The sequence below is a fragment of the Rheinheimera gaetbuli genome, from assembly GCF_054781935.1.
This window is the reverse complement of the sequence record NZ_BAAGTL010000001.1, coordinates 365,237-383,105: the sequence shown is the minus strand read 5'-3', so window position 1 is coordinate 383,105 and position 17,869 is coordinate 365,237. Positions and strand designations below refer to the sequence as shown.

Annotated in this window: 16 protein-coding genes; 15 read left to right on the top strand and 1 reads right to left on the bottom strand. The window is 52.2% G+C overall.

What is annotated here, in order from left to right:
- Position 1: 1 nt before the first annotated feature.
- The 15 genes from rsmH to lpxC all read left to right on the top strand — a co-directional run bounded on the left by rsmH (position 2) and on the right by lpxC (position 17,142).
- A complete protein-coding gene (gene rsmH, locus ACYVIC_RS01845) occupies positions 2–946 on the top strand; it encodes a 16S rRNA (cytosine(1402)-N(4))-methyltransferase RsmH (RefSeq protein WP_460856746.1) in 945 nt (314 codons plus the stop codon).
- Positions 939–1,247, top strand: a complete 309-nt coding sequence (gene ftsL / locus ACYVIC_RS01840) for a cell division protein FtsL (RefSeq protein ID WP_460856744.1) — start codon at positions 939–941, stop codon at positions 1,245–1,247. Before rsmH ends, ftsL begins: the two co-directional genes overlap by 8 nt.
- Positions 1,244–2,995: a penicillin-binding transpeptidase domain-containing protein gene (locus ACYVIC_RS01835; RefSeq protein WP_460856742.1), complete on the top strand. Its 1,752-nt coding sequence runs from the start codon at positions 1,244–1,246 to the stop codon at positions 2,993–2,995. Before ftsL ends, ACYVIC_RS01835 begins: the two co-directional genes overlap by 4 nt.
- On the top strand, positions 2,985–4,442 hold the full coding sequence (locus ACYVIC_RS01830) for a UDP-N-acetylmuramoyl-L-alanyl-D-glutamate--2,6-diaminopimelate ligase (RefSeq protein WP_460856741.1): 1,458 nt from the start codon (positions 2,985–2,987) through the stop codon (positions 4,440–4,442). Before ACYVIC_RS01835 ends, ACYVIC_RS01830 begins: the two co-directional genes overlap by 11 nt.
- On the top strand, positions 4,439–5,815 hold the full coding sequence (locus ACYVIC_RS01825; RefSeq protein WP_460856739.1) for a UDP-N-acetylmuramoyl-tripeptide--D-alanyl-D-alanine ligase: 1,377 nt from the start codon (positions 4,439–4,441) through the stop codon (positions 5,813–5,815). Before ACYVIC_RS01830 ends, ACYVIC_RS01825 begins: the two co-directional genes overlap by 4 nt.
- Entirely contained in the window at positions 5,809–6,891 is a 1,083-nt protein-coding gene (mraY, locus tag ACYVIC_RS01820) for a phospho-N-acetylmuramoyl-pentapeptide-transferase (RefSeq protein ID WP_460856737.1), read from the top strand. The genes ACYVIC_RS01825 and mraY overlap by 7 nt, the downstream gene beginning before the upstream one ends.
- 3 nt (positions 6,892–6,894) lie before the next feature.
- Positions 6,895–8,220, top strand: a complete 1,326-nt coding sequence (gene murD / locus ACYVIC_RS01815; RefSeq protein ID WP_460856736.1) for a UDP-N-acetylmuramoyl-L-alanine--D-glutamate ligase — start codon at positions 6,895–6,897, stop codon at positions 8,218–8,220.
- Positions 8,217–9,428: a putative lipid II flippase FtsW gene (gene ftsW, locus ACYVIC_RS01810; protein ID WP_460856734.1), complete on the top strand. Its 1,212-nt coding sequence runs from the start codon at positions 8,217–8,219 to the stop codon at positions 9,426–9,428. The genes murD and ftsW overlap by 4 nt, the downstream gene beginning before the upstream one ends.
- Complete coding sequence (murG, locus tag ACYVIC_RS01805) at positions 9,421–10,515, top strand: undecaprenyldiphospho-muramoylpentapeptide beta-N-acetylglucosaminyltransferase (protein ID WP_460856732.1); 1,095 nt, start codon at positions 9,421–9,423, stop codon at positions 10,513–10,515. The genes ftsW and murG overlap by 8 nt, the downstream gene beginning before the upstream one ends.
- Entirely contained in the window at positions 10,512–11,966 is a 1,455-nt protein-coding gene (murC, locus tag ACYVIC_RS01800; RefSeq protein ID WP_460856731.1) for a UDP-N-acetylmuramate--L-alanine ligase, read from the top strand. The genes murG and murC overlap by 4 nt, the downstream gene beginning before the upstream one ends.
- Entirely contained in the window at positions 11,963–12,904 is a 942-nt protein-coding gene (locus tag ACYVIC_RS01795; RefSeq protein ID WP_460856729.1) for a D-alanine--D-alanine ligase, read from the top strand. Before murC ends, ACYVIC_RS01795 begins: the two co-directional genes overlap by 4 nt.
- A gap of 4 nt (positions 12,905–12,908) precedes the next feature.
- Positions 12,909–13,661: a cell division protein FtsQ/DivIB gene (locus ACYVIC_RS01790; RefSeq protein WP_460856728.1), complete on the top strand. Its 753-nt coding sequence runs from the start codon at positions 12,909–12,911 to the stop codon at positions 13,659–13,661.
- Positions 13,658–14,893, top strand: coding sequence for a cell division protein FtsA (gene ftsA / locus ACYVIC_RS01785; RefSeq protein WP_460856726.1), 1,236 nt, complete (start codon positions 13,658–13,660; stop codon positions 14,891–14,893). Before ACYVIC_RS01790 ends, ftsA begins: the two co-directional genes overlap by 4 nt.
- Positions 14,894–14,926: 33 nt before the next feature.
- Complete coding sequence (ftsZ, locus tag ACYVIC_RS01780) at positions 14,927–16,099, top strand: cell division protein FtsZ (protein ID WP_460856725.1); 1,173 nt, start codon at positions 14,927–14,929, stop codon at positions 16,097–16,099.
- A gap of 131 nt (positions 16,100–16,230) precedes the next feature.
- Positions 16,231–17,142 carry a UDP-3-O-acyl-N-acetylglucosamine deacetylase gene (gene lpxC / locus ACYVIC_RS01775; protein ID WP_460856723.1) on the top strand — a complete coding sequence of 304 codons (912 nt, stop codon included), beginning with the start codon at positions 16,231–16,233 and terminating at the stop codon, positions 17,140–17,142.
- Between the two features lie 81 nt (positions 17,143–17,223).
- Here lpxC and ACYVIC_RS01770 read toward each other — a convergent pair whose 3' ends face one another.
- The gene (locus ACYVIC_RS01770; RefSeq protein WP_460856722.1) at positions 17,224–17,694 is read right to left on the bottom strand and encodes a DciA family protein; all 471 of its coding nucleotides are present in this window, start codon (positions 17,692–17,694) and stop codon (positions 17,224–17,226) included.
- Positions 17,695–17,869 lie beyond the last annotated feature (175 nt).

Sequence of the window (17,869 nt, the reverse complement as noted above, 5' to 3'; positions counted from 1 at the left end):
CATGAATGCACCGGCTCATATTTCTGTCCTGTTACAAGAAACACTGGACGGACTAGCAATAAAACCCGACGGTTGTTACCTCGACGGTACTTTTGGCCGTGGTGGACATAGCCGGGCTATTTTGGCACAACTTGGCCCTGCCGGCCGGTTGTATGCCATAGACCGGGACCCTGCCGCGATTGCTGCTGCCGCCCCACTGGCTGGCGATCCGCGTTTTCATATCACCCATAGCCCCTTTGCCGCCCTGGCAACCATTGCCCAACAGCAACATATCAGCGGTAAGCTGGACGGCATATTGCTTGATCTTGGCGTATCGTCACCACAGCTAGATGACGCTGACCGCGGCTTTAGTTTTATGCGTGACGGCCCGCTGGACATGCGCATGGACCCCAGCTCGGGTATCAGTGCCGCCGACTGGCTGGCACAAGCCGATGTCGAAGATATTAGCTTTGTGTTACGCGAGTATGGCGAAGAAAAGTTTGCCTGGCGCATTGCCCAGGCCATTGTTGCGGCGCGCGCCGAAACCGCAATTACGCGCACGTCACAGCTGGCAGCGCTAATTAGCGCCAGTGTGCCCAAAAGCAACAAAGAGAAAAAACATCCGGCAACGCGCAGCTTTCAGGCTATTCGCATTTATATTAACAGCGAACTGGAGCAGGTTAATCAGGCATTGCAGGCTGCGTTGGCAGTGTTAAAACCGGGCGGGCGTCTGGTGGTTATTAGCTTTCACTCACTCGAAGACAGGTTGGTAAAGCAATTTATGCGTCGTCACGCTAAGGGAGAACCTATTCCGCGTGGTATTCCGCTAACGCAGGCGCAATTGGCCAAACGCACCGATTTAACCCTGGTAGGCAAAGCCATTATGCCGTCTGAACAAGAGTTGCAGGAAAACCCGCGCTCGCGCAGTGCCGTGTTACGGGTGGCAGAGAAGCAGCGCCATGACTAACATCAGCCTGCACCGCTTAATTGCCCGCGATTGGCGTGCTGGTAAATGGCAAGCCTTGTTATTGCTGGCCTGCATCGTGTCTGCACTTACTGTGGTGCACTTTGCCCACTTGAACCGGCAAACCACCATAGCGCAGGACGTGCTGTATCAGCAGCGCGACCAACTTGATATCGAATGGCGTAATTTGCTGCTTGAACAGCGGGCGTTGGCAGAGCATAGCCGGGTAGAAGATATTGCCCGCAATAAACTGCAAATGGTGCGTCCTGCCGGCGAGCGGGACATAGCGGTAACAGTGCCATGAGTAGCAATAAACCTAAACGTCAGGCAAAAGCCAGAACCGTGCCCTCAGTGCTTGGCTGGCGTTTTGCCTTTGTGCTATTTAGCCTAAGTGCGGTGTTTGCTGCGCTAATGGCACGTGCTGCCTGGCTGCAGGTAGTCGAGCCAGACATGCTGGTTAGCCAGGGCGATGCACGCTCATTGCGGATTGAGGCAGACACTGTATTGCGTGGCATGATTTCAGATCGCAATGGTGAAGAGCTGGCGGTCAGTATCCCGGTTGAAGCCATCTGGGCTGACCCTAAAGTGGTACTTGAGCGCCATGCTGCTGCAGATGAACGCCGCTGGCATGCACTGGCCGATATTTTACAGCTTAGCCCGACACAGCTATTACAGCGCATTGGCGACAATCCGCAACGACGTTTTGTCTATTTGCAGCGCCAGGTAAACCCTGCAGTGGTTAACTATGTTAAACAACTAAAAGTGCCGGGCATTTATTTTCGACAGGAATCACGCCGTTACTATCCCGCCGGTGAAGTGACTGCGCAGCTGCTGGGCTTTACCAATGTGGATGATGTGGGCGTAGAGGGCATTGAAAAGCGCTTTGATGAATTACTTACCGGTACTGCCGGCCGTAAGGTGTTTCGTAAAGATGCTAAAGGCCGCGAAATAGAAGTGTTAGAGCGCTTTCAGGCGCAGCAGCCGGGTAACCTGCAACTGAGTATCGATCAGCGTATTCAGGCCGTGACATACCGTGAGCTTAAAAAAGCGGTGTTATCGCATGGTGCTACGTCAGGCTCGGCCGTGGTGGTCGATGTGCACAGCGGCGAAGTGCTGGCGATGGTTAACAGCCCGTCATTTAATCCGAATAATCGGGGCAATGCGCCGGCCTATCTGTTTCGTAATCGTGCCATTACCGACACCTTTGAGCCTGGCTCCACCATGAAACCACTGGCGGTGCTTAGTGCGCTGGAGTTTGGCAGCGCCAATCTTGCCAGTAAGGTAGATACTTACCCCGGATATATGCGGGTGGGTGGTAGCTGGGTGCGTGATGCCATTAACTACAACACCCTGGACTTAACCGGCATTATTCAGAAATCCAGCAATATTGGTGTAAGTAAACTGGTACTGGATATGCCGGTAGAGCATGTGATTAGCCTGTACGCCAACATGGGGCTGGGCAGTGATACCGGTTTAGCCCTGAACGGTGAGAGCAGCGGTATGTTAAGTCATCGCCGGCGCTGGTCAGATCATGAGCGTGCAACCTTGTCGTTTGGCTATGGTCTGTCGGCTACCGCCGCACAATTGGCAAAAGTCTACGCTACGATAGCCAATGGTGGGGTTAGCCGGCCGTTAAGTATTTTGAAAACCACAGACATCTATCCCGGCGAGCAGGTGCTGGCACCAGAGCACGCCGCGGCCATGCTGCGCATGATGGAAGCGAATATTTTACCCGGAGGCACTGCAACACGGGCGCAGGTAAAAGGCTATCGTGTAGGGGGTAAAACCGGTACTGCACGTAAAGCCATCGCCGGTGGCTATGGTGAAGATTATGTCGCGTCGTTTGCCGGTGTTGGGCCAATTTCTAACCCACGTCTGGCATGTGTTGTGGTAATAAACGAACCGGCCGGTGACTTTTACCATGGCGGTGAAATTGCCGCTCCGGTATTTGCCAATATTATGAGTGCAACAATGCAGCTACTGAACCTGACGCCAGATGCGGCTGATCAGGCCCGGCTGTCTGCCATTAGTGGAGGCCGGAATGATGGTTAACAGTAACAGCTGGTTGGCGTTGTATGCCGGCAAAGTACCCGACGTTAACTTAGCGGCATTACAACTGGACAGCCGCAAAGTTGGCCCGGGCCAGGTGTTTTTGGCATTGCCGGGGGTAAACCAGCATGGTAAAGCCTTTATTAACCAAGCGTTGGCACAAGGCGCCGCGTTGGTGTTAACCGACGAAGGTCAATACGATGATGAACGGGTTGTTGTTATACCTGAGTTGGTACAATTATTACCGGCATTAGTTGCTGAGTTTTACCATAAACCGGCCCGTCAGCTGCAGTTGGTAGCCGTTACCGGTACTAATGGTAAGTCCAGCACGACATTTTTTATCAGCCAGCTGGCCAGTCTGCTGGGTTATAAAGCCAATGTAGTGGGCACGCTGGGTTATGGCGCTGTCGGCTCATTAACGCCATTACCAAACACCACGCCGCACTATGTTGATATTCAGCGTATTTTGGCAGGTTTTGTCAGCGATGGCGTTGCCGTTACAGCAATGGAGGTGTCTTCGCACGCTCTGGTGCAGCAGCGGATAGCCGGTATATTATTTGACGTAGCGGTATTTACTAACCTGACGCGCGATCATCTGGATTACCACGGTTCGATGGCCGAGTACGGTGCCGCCAAAGCGCAACTGTTTACGCCACAATTTAGCCGTTGTGCGGTAATTAACGTATCTGATGAATTTGGCAGCAAGCTGGCGGCGCGCAGTGAATTACCCCTGTGGGTTTACGGCAAAATGGAAGACTGCCGTGGTTTCAACCGTTACCTGGGCTACTCAGGCGTTGCAGCCGGACCTGATGGTTATACATTAATGCTGCATAGCCCACAGGGTGACTACCGGGTAACGTTACCCCTGCTGGGGGAATTTAATATTCAAAATGTTCTGGCGGCGATTAGCTCCATGCTAGTGCTTGGCTATGCCCTGGCAGACGTGCTGGCAGTACTGGATAACCTTAGTACCGTACCAGGCCGGATGGAACTATTTCACTTTCCGCAGCACTTTAGTGCGGTAATTGATTACGCCCACACCCCTGATGCGTTGCAACTGGCGCTGCAGGCGTTGCGGGCGCATTGTTATGGCCGGCTGTGGTGTGTGTTTGGTTGTGGTGGTGACCGCGACCGCGGTAAAAGGCCGATAATGGGCCAGTTGGCTGAACTGACAGCAGATCATGTGATTATTACTGCCGACAACCCACGCAGTGAAGACGTCTTGAGTATTTGCAATGATATTGCCGCAGGGATGAGCCCGGATGCAGCCTACCAGATAGAGCCAGACCGTAAAGCGGCAATCAAGCTGGCTTTGTCCAGTGCTCAGGCCGGCGATGTCGTGCTTATTGCCGGTAAGGGACACGAAACAATACAGATAATAGGCACCGAGCAACGAGAGTACGACGAGCGGGCCTATCTTCGTCAACTTGTTACGGAGATGTCAGCATGATTAGCTTAAGTTGCCGCGAAATTTGCCAGTTGGTGGGTGGTGTAATGACCGGGCCTGATGCTGACGTCAGTGTGGTAAGCACTGATAGCCGTAATATTAGCGCCGGTGCCTTGTTTATCGCGCTTAAAGGGCCGAACTTTGACGGTGCGCACTTTGCCGCTGATGTGGTTGCCAAGGGCGCCGTTGCGCTGTTGCTGCATCACCTGGTTGACGAAGCGGTGACGCAAATCATTGTAGCCGACACCCGGCAGGCTTTAGGCCAGTTGGCGGCAGCGATAAAGCAGCGGCTGGCACCGAAAACTATAGCGGTAACCGGCAGTGCCGGTAAAACCACGGTAAAAGAGATGATAGCGGCTATTTTAAGCCGTCGTGGCGAAGTGCTGGCTACTCAGGGTAACTTTAACAACGATATTGGTGTACCGCTCACTTTGCTGCGCCTGACCGCAAAGCAAGAGTATGCCGTGCTTGAACTGGGCGCAAATCATCAGGGCGAAATTGCCTACACCACCTCGCTGGTACTGCCTCAGGTTGCCATTATCACCAATGTGGCACCATCACATCTGGAAGGGTTTGGCGATGTGTATGGCGTGGCGCGTGCGAAAGGCGAAATTTTTAACGGCTTGTCTGCGCAGGGCGTTGCTATTATTCCAGCCGACAGTGAATACCGTGACTATTGGCTGCGCCGTCTGGAAGGCAAACAAATTGTGCAGTTTTCAGCCGGGCAAGCAGCCGATTATCATGCCAGTGGCATTGTGCTTGATGAGCAGGGCTGCGCCGGGTTCGAGCTTATCTGTGCAGCCGGTCGCCGTTTTATTCAACTGACCATACCTGGCAAACACAACGTCAGCAATGCGTTAGCCGCCGCTGCTGCCTGTGTTGCTGTTGGTGCCAGCCTTGAAGATGTGCAGCTTGGGCTGTCACAAATGCAGCCAGTTAAAGGCCGCACTAATGTGAAGCGGCTTAGCAGCGCCATGCGGTTAATTGACGACACTTACAATGCTAATGTTGAATCGGTAAAAGCGGCCATTGACCTGTTGGCGTCTTACAATGGCTACCGGGTAATGTTACTGGGAGATATGGCTGAGCTGGGTGAAAATGCCCGTTTATATCACGAAGAAATTGGTTTATACGCAAAAAAATCCGGTATTAATCTGTTGTTCACCCTTGGCGTGTTATCACAGAGCGCCAGTGACTTGTTTAATGGTCAGGGGGCACATTTCAGTTCGCGCCAAGCGTTAATGCAACGCCTGATGCCGATAGTGTCAGAGCAGCAGGATGTCACCCTACTAGTGAAAGGCTCGCGCAGCGCGAAAATGGAATTAGTCGTGCAGGACTTGCTAGAAAGATGTCAGCAGGAGAATAGCCCATGCTAGTTTGGTTAGCGGAGTATTTAACCCAATACTTCAGCTTTTTTAATGTATTTAGTTATTTAACTTTCCGCTCTATTTTGGGCATTTTAACCTCATTACTACTGAGCCTGTATTTGGGGCCTAAGCTTATTGCCCGCTTACAGCGCATGCAAATAGGCCAGGTAGTGCGCGGCGATGGCCCTGAAAGCCATTTCTCTAAAAAAGGCACTCCGACGATGGGCGGGTTACTGATCCTCGGTGCAGTACTGATAAGTACTCTGCTGTGGGCTAACCTGGAAAACAAGTACGTATGGGTTGTGTTATTCGTGTTGGTCAGCTTTGGCTGGATAGGCTTTGTCGACGACTATCGCAAAGTAGTGCGCAAAGACCCAAAAGGCTTAATTGCGCGCTGGAAGTATTTCTGGCAATCGTTGTTTGCCATTATTACCGCGGCATTTTTATATTTAACCGCTGAGCGACCAGCTGAAACGGCCTTACTGGTGCCTTTCCTGAAAGACGTGATGCCACAGCTTGGCTTGTTATTTCTGGCGTTAAGTTATTTTGTCATCGTCGGTACCAGCAATGCCGTAAACCTAACCGACGGTCTGGATGGCCTGGCAATAGTCCCTACCATTATGGTTGCCGGCGCTTTTGCCATTATTGCCTATGTCAGCGGCAATGTTAATTTCTCGGCCTATCTGAACATTCCTTATTTACCTCATGCCAGTGAACTAGTGGTGTTTTTGGCCGCACTGATTGGCGCGGGGCTGGGATTTTTATGGTTTAACACCTACCCGGCGCAAGTGTTTATGGGCGACGTCGGCTCGCTGGCACTGGGTGCTGTGCTGGGCGTAGTGGCGATACTGGTTCGCCAGGAAATAGTACTGTTTATTATGGGCGGCATCTTTGTGATGGAAACGCTGTCGGTCATTTTGCAGGTGGGCTCTTACAAATTGCGCGGCCAGCGTATTTTCCGCATGGCGCCTATTCACCATCATTACGAACTAAAAGGCTGGCCCGAACCGCGTGTCATTGTGCGGTTTTGGATTTTATCCATCATTTTTGTACTGGTGGGTTTAGCAACCCTGAAACTGAGATAATTTATGACACTGAGTTTAAACAAAAAACGCATTGCTGTCGTGGGGCTGGGCCTGTCGGGTCTGGCCACGGTGCGCTTTTTGCTGAACCAGGGCGTCAAGCCGGTACTGATGGACAGCCGCATCAAACCGGCGGGTATTGAACAGATTGCAACAGAAAAAGTCGATGGCATTTATCTCGGTGAGTTTGACGCTAACCGGCTGGCACAAATGGACATTATTGTGCTGAGCCCAGGCTTATCACCGCAGCACCCGGCTATTCGTTTTGCGGTAGCCCAGGGCGCTGAGCTGATGGGCGATGTCGAACTGTTTGCCCGTTACAACACCCGGCCTGTGGTGGCAATTACCGGCTCAAATGGCAAGTCCACGGTGACCAAACTGGTCGAAGCCATGCTTAATGCCAGTGGTGTAAAAGCACTTGCGGCGGGTAATATTGGTTTGCCAGTACTGGATGCGGTTATGCAGCAGGATGTTGCGGTTTACGTATTAGAATTGTCAAGTTTTCAACTGGATACACTGCACAGCCTGCATAGCGTCGCCAGCACTATTTTAAATGTCAGTGCTGATCATCTTGACCGCTACCAAGGTATGGCGGCCTATGCAGCGGCTAAACAGCGGGTATATCAGCATACCGCGCTGGCGGTGTTTAATCTGGACGACGTGGCAACTATTCCGCAGCAGGCCGAGCACAGTATTGGCATTAAGCTGGCTGATGCCGGCTATGGTATCTGCTTGTGCAATGGCGAGCGTTGGTTAAACGTGGCCGGCTTACCGCTGTTGCCTGTAGCGCAGATGAGTCTGTTTGGCGCCCATAATGAATTTAATGCGCTGGTCGCCTGCGCGCTGGCACTGGCCGCGGGTGCAAATCGCGATGGTCTGGTCAGTGCGCTCACCCGTTTCCAATCGTTGCCGCATCGCTGCACTTTGGTAGCAGAAAACCGCGGCGTGCGCTGGATCAACGACTCAAAAGCCACCAATATCGGCGCCACGCTGGCGGCTATTGCCGGTTTAAAACCCGGCGTCAGTGGCAAGCTGATCCTGATTGCCGGCGGAGATGGCAAAGGCGCTGATATGTCTGAGCTACAACCGGTATTGGATACGCAGGTAGATGCGCTGATAACGCTGGGCCGCGATGGCCCGGCCATTGCAGCGCTAAAAGCCGATGCTGTGCAGGTAAAAACGCTGCAGGACGCGGTAAAAGTAGCAGCAAAGCTGGCCCAAAGAGGCGATATGGTGCTGTTGTCACCTGCTTGTGCCAGTTTGGACATGTTTAAAAGCTATGCCGAACGTGGTGAGCAATTTGCAGCAGCAGTCAAGGCGGAGGTGCTATGAAACAGCTGGCACTTAAGCTGCTAAAAAATCCGCTGCATAATCCACTGCAACGGCTAAGTGGCTGGTGGCAAGCCGACGATGGCAGCGCTTATGACAAGCTGTTTGTTACGTTATTGCTGTTGGTGCTGGCCATTGGCGTGGTAATGGTGACCAGTGCCTCAGTACCGGTAGCTGCCAGATTATTCGACAATGAATTACATTTTACTATTCGCCATCTTATCTATTTGGCTATTGGTTTCTCGGCAGCCTTACTGGTACTGAACCTGCCGGTACAATGGTGGCATAACAATAATATGCTGCTGTTACTGGCGGCGTTGGCTCTATTGGTGGCCGTGTTAATTTTTGGTCGCAATGTTAACGGCAGTACACGCTGGCTGGCAGTGGGGCCGATAAATATTCAGGCAGCAGAGCCGGCTAAATTGTTTTTCTTTGTTTATCTGGCCAGTTATCTGGTGCGCCGACATGAAGAAGTTCGTGAAAACCTGAAAGGCTTTTTAAAGCCCTTGCTGGTACTGTTTGCTTTTGCAGTGCTGCTTTTGATGCAACCCGACTTAGGCACAGTAATCGTAATGTTTGCCACTGCTGTGGCGTTGCTGTTCCTGGCCGGCGCCCGTTTGTGGCAATTTTTCGGGCTGATCTTTACTGGGCTAATGGCAATCGGCGTATTAATTGTCTACAGCGAATATCGCTGGAAGCGGGTAACGGCATTTCTTGATCCCTGGGCTGATCCCTTTGGTAGCGGTTACCAGTTAACGCAGTCGCTAATGGCGTTTGGCCGCGGCGGTTGGTTTGGCCAGGGGCTGGGCAATAGCATTCAGAAACTGGAATATCTACCTGAAGCACACACCGACTTTATTCTGGCGGTCATTGCCGAGGAAACCGGTTTTGTTGGTGTCGCCGTGCTGCTGAGTTTGCTGTTTATGCTGGTGTATCGCGCTTTGTGGATTGGCCAGCATGCGCTGGCGAAACAAATGAGTTTTCACGGTTTTCTGGCTTATGCCATGGCCATCTGGATTGGCTTCCAGTCAGCAGTGAATATTGGCGTCGCCACTGGCGCCTTGCCAACCAAGGGCTTAACGCTGCCTTTTGTCAGCTCTGGTGGCAGTAGCCTGATTATTATGCTGATGGCAGCGGCGTTGCTAATACGCATCGACTTTGAAGTGCGGTTAAAAGGTAAGCACGCTATTAGCGGAGGCCGGCATGACTAAACCGCGCGCGCTGATAATGGCCGGTGGTACCGGTGGGCATATATTCCCAGCCCAGGCAGTGGCCACAGCATTACAAGATGCTGGCTGGCAGATCCACTGGCTTGGCAGTGCCGACAGAATGGAAGCGAAGCTGGTGCCAGAATTTGGCTGGCCGTTTTACGCTATTAGCGTTTCGGGTCTGCGTGGCAAAGGCGTATTGTCGCTTTTAAAGGCGCCGTTGATGTTATGGCGTTCGGTAATGCAGGCCCGGGCAGTAATAGACACAGTGCAGCCTCAGTTGGTGCTGGGCTTTGGTGGTTATGCCAGTGGTCCTGGTGGCGTTGCGGCCTGGTTAAAACGCTTACCGCTGTTAATACACGAGCAAAATGCGATAGCCGGCAGTACTAACCGGCTGCTGGCACATGTGGCACGCAAAGTACTGGTGGCATTTCCCACGGCTTTTGCCGGCAATAGCAAGCAGGTGTTGGTGGGCAACCCGGTAAGAGCGGCGGTAATAGGTGCCGGCGCACAGCATGATTTTAGCGGCAGCTTAAAAGTGCTGGTAGTCGGCGGTAGCCTGGGAGCCAAGGCATTAAACGCGCGCTTGCCTGCTTTGTTTGCCGCGGCGGCACAACAGGGCCAATTGCAGGTAAAACACCAGACAGGTGTTGCAATGCAGCAGCAAACCGAACAGGCATATCAGCAATTGCATCATGCTGGCCTAACGGTCGAAGTATCAGCCTTTATTGATGATATGGCGCAAGCATACAGCTGGGCCGATGTGGTTATTTGCCGCGCCGGTGCGTCAACTGTCAGTGAGTTGGCCTGTGCCGGCGTAGCCGCGTTGTTTGTGCCGCTACCCGGCGCTATAGATGACCATCAAAGTGCCAATGCACAATGGCTGAGCCAGCAACAGGGCGCAATAGTAGTGCCGCAAACCGAATTGAATGAGCAGCGGCTATTACCACTTTTAAGCCGCTGGTTGCAGGATAAAACTGAATTACAACAGATGGCCGCCCGGGCGCGTGCCTGTGCGCTGGATAACGCCAGTGCACAGGTAGTAGCGCAGTGTCAGCAGTTGGCCGGCCAGACAGGACACGCATTATGATTACAACACCACAACAGAAAAAACTGGCAATGCGCCGGGTAGACCGCATCCATTTCGTTGGTATAGGCGGTGCCGGCATGGGCGGTATTGCCGAAGTGCTGGTAAACGAAGGCTATAACGTATCCGGTTCTGATATTGCACCCAACGCCGTTACCGAACGTCTTATTACGTTGGGCGCTAAAGTCAGCTTTGGCCATGCAGCCGAGCATGTAACCGGGGCCAGCGTAATCGTGGTTTCCAGCGCGATTAACCCGGCAAACCCGGAAATAGCTGCGGCACGAGAACTGCGTATTCCGGTGGTGCGCCGAGCTGAGATGCTAGGAGAGTTAATGCGCTTTCGTCATGGTATTGCCGTAGCCGGCACCCATGGCAAAACCACCACTACCAGTTTGCTGGCATCTATTTTTGCTCAGGCCGGTACCGACCCCACCTTTGTAATTGGCGGGCTGCTTAACTCGGCTGGCTCAAATGCCAGGCTTGGTGCCGGGCGCTACTTAATTGCAGAAGCCGACGAGAGTGACGCGTCTTTTTTGCACCTGCAGCCCTTAGCCACTGTGATTACCAATATTGAAGCGGATCACATGGACACCTATCAGGGTGACTTTGAAAAGCTAAAAGCCACCTATCTTGAGTTTTGCCACAACCTGCCGTTTTATGGTGTAGCAGTGGTATGTATTGATGATCCGGTAGTGCGTGGTTTGCTCAGCCAAATTGGCCGCACCGTGCTTACCTACGGTTTTAGCGACGATGCCGACTTTGTCATCAGCGAATTTAACCAGCATGGCACTCAAAGCCGCTTTACTATTACCGACCCCGAGGGTAACCAGCGCGAAGTCATATTAAACCTGCCGGGCAAGCACAATGCGCTCAATGCTACTGCTGCTTTTGCACTGGCGCGCGATGAGGGGATTAGCGAGCAGGCAATATTAACGGCATTAAGCCAGTTTGAAGGTATTGGCCGCCGGTTTCAGCAATACGGCGAGTTCGATACCGGCAATGGCAAGGTACTGTTGCTGGACGACTATGGCCATCACCCGACAGAAGTGGCGGCGACTATAGCTGCAGTGCGGGCTGCCTGGCCAGAGCGCCGGTTGGTGATGGCGTATCAGCCACATCGTTATACCCGCACCCGCGATTTGTACGAAGACTTCGCCAAAGTGTTATCCAGCGTAGACAGCTTATTGCTGCTGGAAGTGTATGCCGCCGGTGAAGCGCCAATAGCCGGTGCAGATAGCCGCAGTTTATGTCGCTCTATCCGTAACCGTGGTGCGCTAGACCCTATATATGTTGCCACACCACAAGATCTGGCGCCCAGCCTGGCAGCCGTTCTGCAGCAAGGCGACGTGGTACTGACACAAGGTGCTGGCAATATAGGCGCGCTGGTTAAAAAGTTGGCTGCCATGCAATTGAATATTAACCAGTTAAAAGCCAGTGCAGGAGAACAAGCATGAGTAGTAATGTGCAGGCCTTTGGTAAAGTTGCAGTGATGTTTGGCGGTGTATCGGCAGAGCGTGAAGTCTCGTTGCGCTCTGGCACCGCGGTACTAACAGCGCTGCAACAGGCCGGTGTCGATGCTTTTGCCTTTGATCCGAAAGCGCAAAGCCTGACTCAGCTGGCGCAGCTTGGCGCACAGCGGGTATTTATTGTGCTGCATGGTCGCGGTGGCGAAGATGGCAGTATGCAGGGTGCCCTGCAGCAATTGGGCTTACCCTATACCGGCAGCGGTGTGCTGGGTTCAGCACTGGCGATGGATAAAATTCGCTGTAAGTGGTTATTTCAGGCCCAAAATCTGCCCACAGCACCGTTTGCTGTAGTACACAGTAATGATACCGATTTTGCCGGCTTACTGGCCGCTTTAGGTGGCAAAGTAATGGTAAAACCTGCCAACGAAGGTTCCAGCATCGGCATGAGTGCCGCCAGCAGTGCCGCAGAGCTGGAGCAGGCAATAAAGGCCGCGTTAAAGTACGACAGCGAAATTTTGGTAGAGCGCTGGATTAATGGTCGCGAGTTTACCATTGCCATCTTAAATGGCCAGGTGTTGCCGGTAGTTGAAATGCGCACGCCAAGGGCTTTTTATGATTACGAAGCGAAATACCAGGCCAACAGTACCGAGTATTTATGTCCGGCGCCGCTTGACGCAGAGCTTGCTGCGGCTATGCAGAACAGCGCGTTAAAAGCGTTTAATGCCGTAGGCGCCAGTGGTTGGGGCCGGGTAGATATTATGCTGGATCATAGTGGCCAGCATTACTTGCTGGAGGTGAACACCGTGCCGGGTATGACGGAGAAATCCTTAGTGCCAATGGCAGCGAAGGCAGCAGGCCTGAGTTTTCAGCAACTGGTGCTGGCTATTTTAAGCCAGACAACGTCAACGCAGACCTGTGAGGGCTGACAGCATGAACTGGCGCTTGCCCAACATAGTGTTTAAACAGCGGCCGGCTTTTTATGCCGGAGTGTTGTTTTTCCTCTGTGCTGTGGCTGCGCTCAGCTGGGGCGTTATAGCAGCAAGCCACTGGCTGCATAGCCAGCAAAGTGCGCCGGTGAAACAAATAAGGCTGTATGGTGATTTCCATCATATTAATGCCGAAGCGCTGCACCAGACGCTGGCGCAGCAATATGTAGGTAACTTTTTTAGCGTGAACGTGGATCAGGTACAAGCGTTTCTGTTACAGCAACCCTGGGTGTATCAGGTGGCCGTGCGCAAACAATGGCCTGACGCCCTGGTTGTGGTTGTTACAGAACAACAGCCGGTAGCGATCTGGAATCAACTGCAATTACTAAATGACCGCGCCGAAATATTCGACGCGCCACTACAGCAGCTGAAAACGGAACTGCCGATGCTAACCGGCCCGCAAGGCAGCCAGCAGGACGCACTGACCATGTACCGCCATATGCAGGGCTTGTTAGCCCTGCATAAATTTAATGCCGTGTCGCTGGGGCTAACCGAACGGTTTTCCTGGCAACTTAGTCTGAGTAATGGCGTAAAGCTGAAGCTGGGCCGCGAAGATACGTTAAAGCGGGTGCAGCGTTTTATTGAGTTGTACCCGGTAATAACCGAACATAAAGCCGACGCTGTCGCCGAAGTAGATTTGCGCTACGACACCGGTATCGCCGTGCGTTACAGTAGTGAACAAAAGAGAAAAGCATGACAAAGTCGTTGGATAGAGATCTGATAGTAGGCCTGGATATCGGCACCGCACAAATAAAAGCGGTGGTGGGCGAAATTACGCCAGACGATCGCTTAAGCATTGTTGGTGTCGGTACTCACGTGTCACGCGGTATGGACAAAGGCGGCGTGAACGACCTTAACCTGGTAGTGCAGGCAGTACAACGGGCCATAGACGAAGCAGAATTAATGGCAGACTGCCGGGTATCGTCGGTGTATTTGGGCATCACTGGTAAACATATCCGCTGTCAAAATGAAAGTGGCATGGTACCTATTAACGATACGGAAGTGACAGCTGAAGATGTCGCCAGCGTAATACATGCAGCTAAGTCGGTGCCTATCTCAGCCGAGCGGCGCATGTTGCATGTGCTGCCGCAAGAGTTTTCGGTTGATATGCAAGAGGGCATAAAAAGCCCGGTTGGCATGTCCGGTGTGCGGATGGAAGCTAGAGCCCATATCGTAACCTGCGCTAATGACATGGCAAAGAATATCGAAAAATGTGTTGAGCGCTGCGGCTTGCAGGTAGATCAGCTAATTTTTACCGCGCTGGCTTCCAGCTTTGCGGTGCTGACAGATGACGAAAAAGAACTGGGTGTCTGTGTAGTAGATATGGGAGGCGGCACTATCGATATTGCTATTTATACCAATGGCGCTTTGCGTCATACCGCCGTTATTCCGGTGGCGGGTAATCAGGTAACCAGCGATATCGCGAAAATCTTCCGCACGCCTATAAGCCACGCAGAAGAGATCAAAGTGCAGTATGCCTGTGCCCTGCGCAGCATGGTGGGTAAAGAAGAAAGCATTGAAGTGCCCAGCGTTGGCGGGCGGCCTGCGCGGTCTATGTCGCGTCATACCCTGGCCGAAGTGGTTGAGCCGCGCTATCAGGAACTGTTTGAGCTGGTAATGGAAGAAATTAAAAGCTCAGGCTTAGAAGAGCAAATCGCCGCCGGAGTCGTGCTTACCGGTGGTACGGCAAAAATGGAAGGGGCAGTCGAATTTGCTGAAGACATTTTCCAGATGCCGGTGCGTGTAGGTCAGCCAATGCATATCAGTGGCTTGAAAGAATATGTGCAAGACCCCGCCTATGCCAGTGTCGTTGGCCTGTTGCTGTACGGCAAAGACGCGCGCAACCAGCAGAAAAAAGTGGCCGATGTGCGTGATTCAGTAGGCAGTTTCGTCAAACGGATCAGCAGTTGGTTCAAAGGCGAGTTTTAACAATTTAGTAAGCGTAAAAACGGAGAGAGACCTATGTTTGAGTTAATGGAAAACCACAGCGAAGAAGCTGTAATTAAAGTAATAGGTGTTGGCGGCGGCGGCGGTAACGCCGTTGAATATATGGTTGCCAGCAATATTGAAGGTGTTGAGTTTGTTGCAGCAAATACCGATGCCCAGGCGCTGCGTAACTCGTCAGCCAATGTTACCCTGCAGTTAGGCGCGCACGTGACTAAGGGCTTGGGAGCCGGCGCAAACCCGGAAATTGGCCGCCGTTCAGCGGAAGAAGATCGTGAAACCATCAAGAAAACCCTGCAAGGTGCTGACATGGTGTTTATCGCTGCCGGCATGGGCGGTGGTACGGGTACCGGTGCAGCGCCAATCGTGGCCGAAGTGGCGCGTGAACTGGGTATTCTAACTGTTGCAGTTGTCACTAAGCCATTCCCGTTCGAAGGTAAAAAGCGTACCGCTTTTGCTGACGAAGGTATTTTGGAGCTGGCTAAACATGTTGACTCACTGATCACTATTCCTAACGACAAACTATTAAAAGTACTGGGCAAGGGCACCAGCTTGCTGGACGCCTTTAAAGCGGCTAACAATGTGCTGCTGGGCGCGGTACAAGGCATTGCGGAGCTGATTACCCGTCCTGGTTTAATTAACGTCGACTTTGCCGACGTACGTACCGTAATGTCAGAAATGGGCACCGCGATGATGGGCAGTGGCCGCGCCACCGGGCCAGATCGTGCAGAAGAAGCCGCAGAGCAGGCTATCTCCAGCCCGTTGCTGGAAGATATTGACCTGTCGGGTGCTAAGGGTATTCTGGTTAACATTACTGCCGGTCTGGATATCAGCATTGAAGAGTTTGAAATCGTTGGTAATGCGGTTAAAGCGTTCGCCTCAGAAAATGCTACTGTGGTAGTGGGTGCGGTTATCGACCCGAATATGCAGGATGAACTGCGCGTTACCGTAGTAGCCACCGGCATTGGTGCCGACCGTCGGCCAGACATCAGTCTGGTGCCAGGCAGCCGCCCTGTTGAAGTACAAAAACCGGTGTATGGCACCCATGGTGGCGCAGCATTAATGCCGCAACACGATGTGCAGCCAGCAAAACATGAGCAAACAGCGCTAAATGCCAAGGCACAGCCAGAGAGCAAAGCTAATATCGATATCTTTGATATTCCGGCATTTTTACGCAAACAAGCTGACTAAAGCTATACTTAGTCGCCGGCAAGCCCGCCGCAGGCTTAAGCTGCGGTTCAGTGAAATTTGGCATAATTGCCACGTTATGCTATGCTTCGCCGCCATTTTATGATTGCTTATTATTTGAGCAGGAACAAAATATGATTAGACAACGTACCATCGGCAAAACAGTCAGCTCCATTGGGGTAGGATTGCACAAAGGCGAAAAGGTTACGCTTACTCTCCGACCTGCGCCGGACAACACGGGCATTGTGTTCCGTCGTGTTGATCTTCACCCGGTGGTTGACTTCAAAGTAGCGCCAGAATTAGTCGGCGATACCGTGATGTGTACTTGTTTAATCGATGACAACGGCGTGCGGTTATCTACCACTGAACACCTGATGGCGGCCATAGCCGGCCTGGGTATCGACAACCTGGTTGTTGAAGTTGACGCTGCAGAAATTCCGATTATGGATGGCAGCGCCAACCCCTTTGTTTATCTGCTACTGGAAGCCGGTGTTGCCGAACAACGCCTGGCGAAGAAATTTATTCGCATTAAAAAAACAGTGCGGGTAGAAGATGGCGACAAATGGGCAGAGTTTAAACCACACCATGGTTTTAAAATCGACTTTGCTATTGAGTTTAACCATCCGGTAATAGCTGAAACTACTCAGCACATGCAAATGGACTTCTCTGCGGCAGGTTTTATAAAAGACATCAGCCGCGCCCGCACCTTTGGTTTTTTACACGAAGTAGAATACCTGCGAGCGAACAACCTGGCATTGGGCGGCAGCTTCGACAACGCCGTGGTGTTAGATGAGTTTAGGGTGTTAAACCAAGACGGTTTACGTTACGAAGACGAATTTATAAAACACAAAATCCTCGATGCCGTCGGTGACCTGTATATGGCGGGTTACAGCATTTTGGGCGAGTTTAAAGCCTTCAAAACCGGCCATGCATTAAACAATCAACTGTTGTGCGCCGTGCTGGCTAACCAGGAAAACTGGGAATTCGTCACCTTTGAAGATAAGGCCGAGATGCCCATCTCTTATCTGGCACCACAACTGGCTTAACAACATAAAACAGCAACAAAACCCGGCATAAACCGGGTTTTGTCGTTCAAGGGGTCATAGCACTTGAAACAACAACACAGTTCAAGTGTCCTGACCCTTTGAAGCGGCGTTCTCTGCCAGCTTCAATAATGCCTGCTTTAATGCGCCGCCGCTGCTATCCGCTGCAGCGCGCAGTGCCGCTGCAGCATTGTCTGACAACTGGTGGCTATTTTTTTGCGGTATGCTCAGTTGTGGCTTGTTTATCTGGCCACTAGGTGAGGCTTCAATTTCTAATCCGGCTAAATCAGGCAAGATTTTTCGGCGAAAATTGTCTAGAATGGCGTCGCGCTGCAATTTCAACCGGGTTAGCCAGGGCGCCGAGGCACACAGAATAACGGCTCTGCCATCACGGATGGTGCTAACCTGGCAAAAACTGAGTTGCTCTAGCTGCAATACCTCAGCTAATACCTTGTTCAGTTGCTGCAACAACGTAACCTGCTGTTGCTGTGATGCCAGGCTACTGCCCGCCAGCAGTTTGCTAATGTCTTGAGGTTTTTGCGTATAGCGGGCCATGTGCCTGGGTGCCTGCAGCGGTAAATAATAACGCGCAGTGTAGCAGCTTCTGTCGCAGCAGAGAATGTGGCCCCTTGAAAGCATTAGCATCGGCCACCATATCTGGCGTAATATGTTGGGCTTATGCTCTGATTTACCGGTGTATTAACCTGCAGCCGGGACTGCAATGCAGTTT

Excerpts from the sequence above, each read along its gene's own strand:
- murG (WP_460856732.1), top strand. The coding sequence starts at position 9,421 with ATGACTAAACCGCGCGCGCTGATAATGGCCGGTGGTACCGGTGGGCAT.
- mraY (WP_460856737.1), top strand. The coding sequence starts at position 5,809 with ATGCTAGTTTGGTTAGCGGAGTATTTAACCCAATACTTCAGCTTTTTT.
- murD (WP_460856736.1), top strand. The coding sequence starts at position 6,895 with ATGACACTGAGTTTAAACAAAAAACGCATTGCTGTCGTGGGGCTGGGC.
- lpxC (WP_460856723.1), top strand. The coding sequence starts at position 16,231 with ATGATTAGACAACGTACCATCGGCAAAACAGTCAGCTCCATTGGGGTA.
- ACYVIC_RS01830 (WP_460856741.1), top strand. The coding sequence starts at position 2,985 with ATGATGGTTAACAGTAACAGCTGGTTGGCGTTGTATGCCGGCAAAGTA.
- ACYVIC_RS01790 (WP_460856728.1), top strand. The coding sequence starts at position 12,909 with ATGAACTGGCGCTTGCCCAACATAGTGTTTAAACAGCGGCCGGCTTTT.
- ACYVIC_RS01825 (WP_460856739.1), top strand. The coding sequence starts at position 4,439 with ATGATTAGCTTAAGTTGCCGCGAAATTTGCCAGTTGGTGGGTGGTGTA.
- ACYVIC_RS01770 (WP_460856722.1), bottom strand. The coding sequence starts at position 17,694 with ATGGCCCGCTATACGCAAAAACCTCAAGACATTAGCAAACTGCTGGCG.
- ftsL (WP_460856744.1), top strand. The coding sequence starts at position 939 with ATGACTAACATCAGCCTGCACCGCTTAATTGCCCGCGATTGGCGTGCT.
- ACYVIC_RS01795 (WP_460856729.1), top strand. The coding sequence starts at position 11,963 with ATGAGTAGTAATGTGCAGGCCTTTGGTAAAGTTGCAGTGATGTTTGGC.
- rsmH (WP_460856746.1), top strand. The coding sequence starts at position 2 with ATGAATGCACCGGCTCATATTTCTGTCCTGTTACAAGAAACACTGGAC.
- ftsZ (WP_460856725.1), top strand. The coding sequence starts at position 14,927 with ATGTTTGAGTTAATGGAAAACCACAGCGAAGAAGCTGTAATTAAAGTA.
- ftsW (WP_460856734.1), top strand. The coding sequence starts at position 8,217 with ATGAAACAGCTGGCACTTAAGCTGCTAAAAAATCCGCTGCATAATCCA.
- murC (WP_460856731.1), top strand. The coding sequence starts at position 10,512 with ATGATTACAACACCACAACAGAAAAAACTGGCAATGCGCCGGGTAGAC.
- ACYVIC_RS01835 (WP_460856742.1), top strand. The coding sequence starts at position 1,244 with ATGAGTAGCAATAAACCTAAACGTCAGGCAAAAGCCAGAACCGTGCCC.
- ftsA (WP_460856726.1), top strand. The coding sequence starts at position 13,658 with ATGACAAAGTCGTTGGATAGAGATCTGATAGTAGGCCTGGATATCGGC.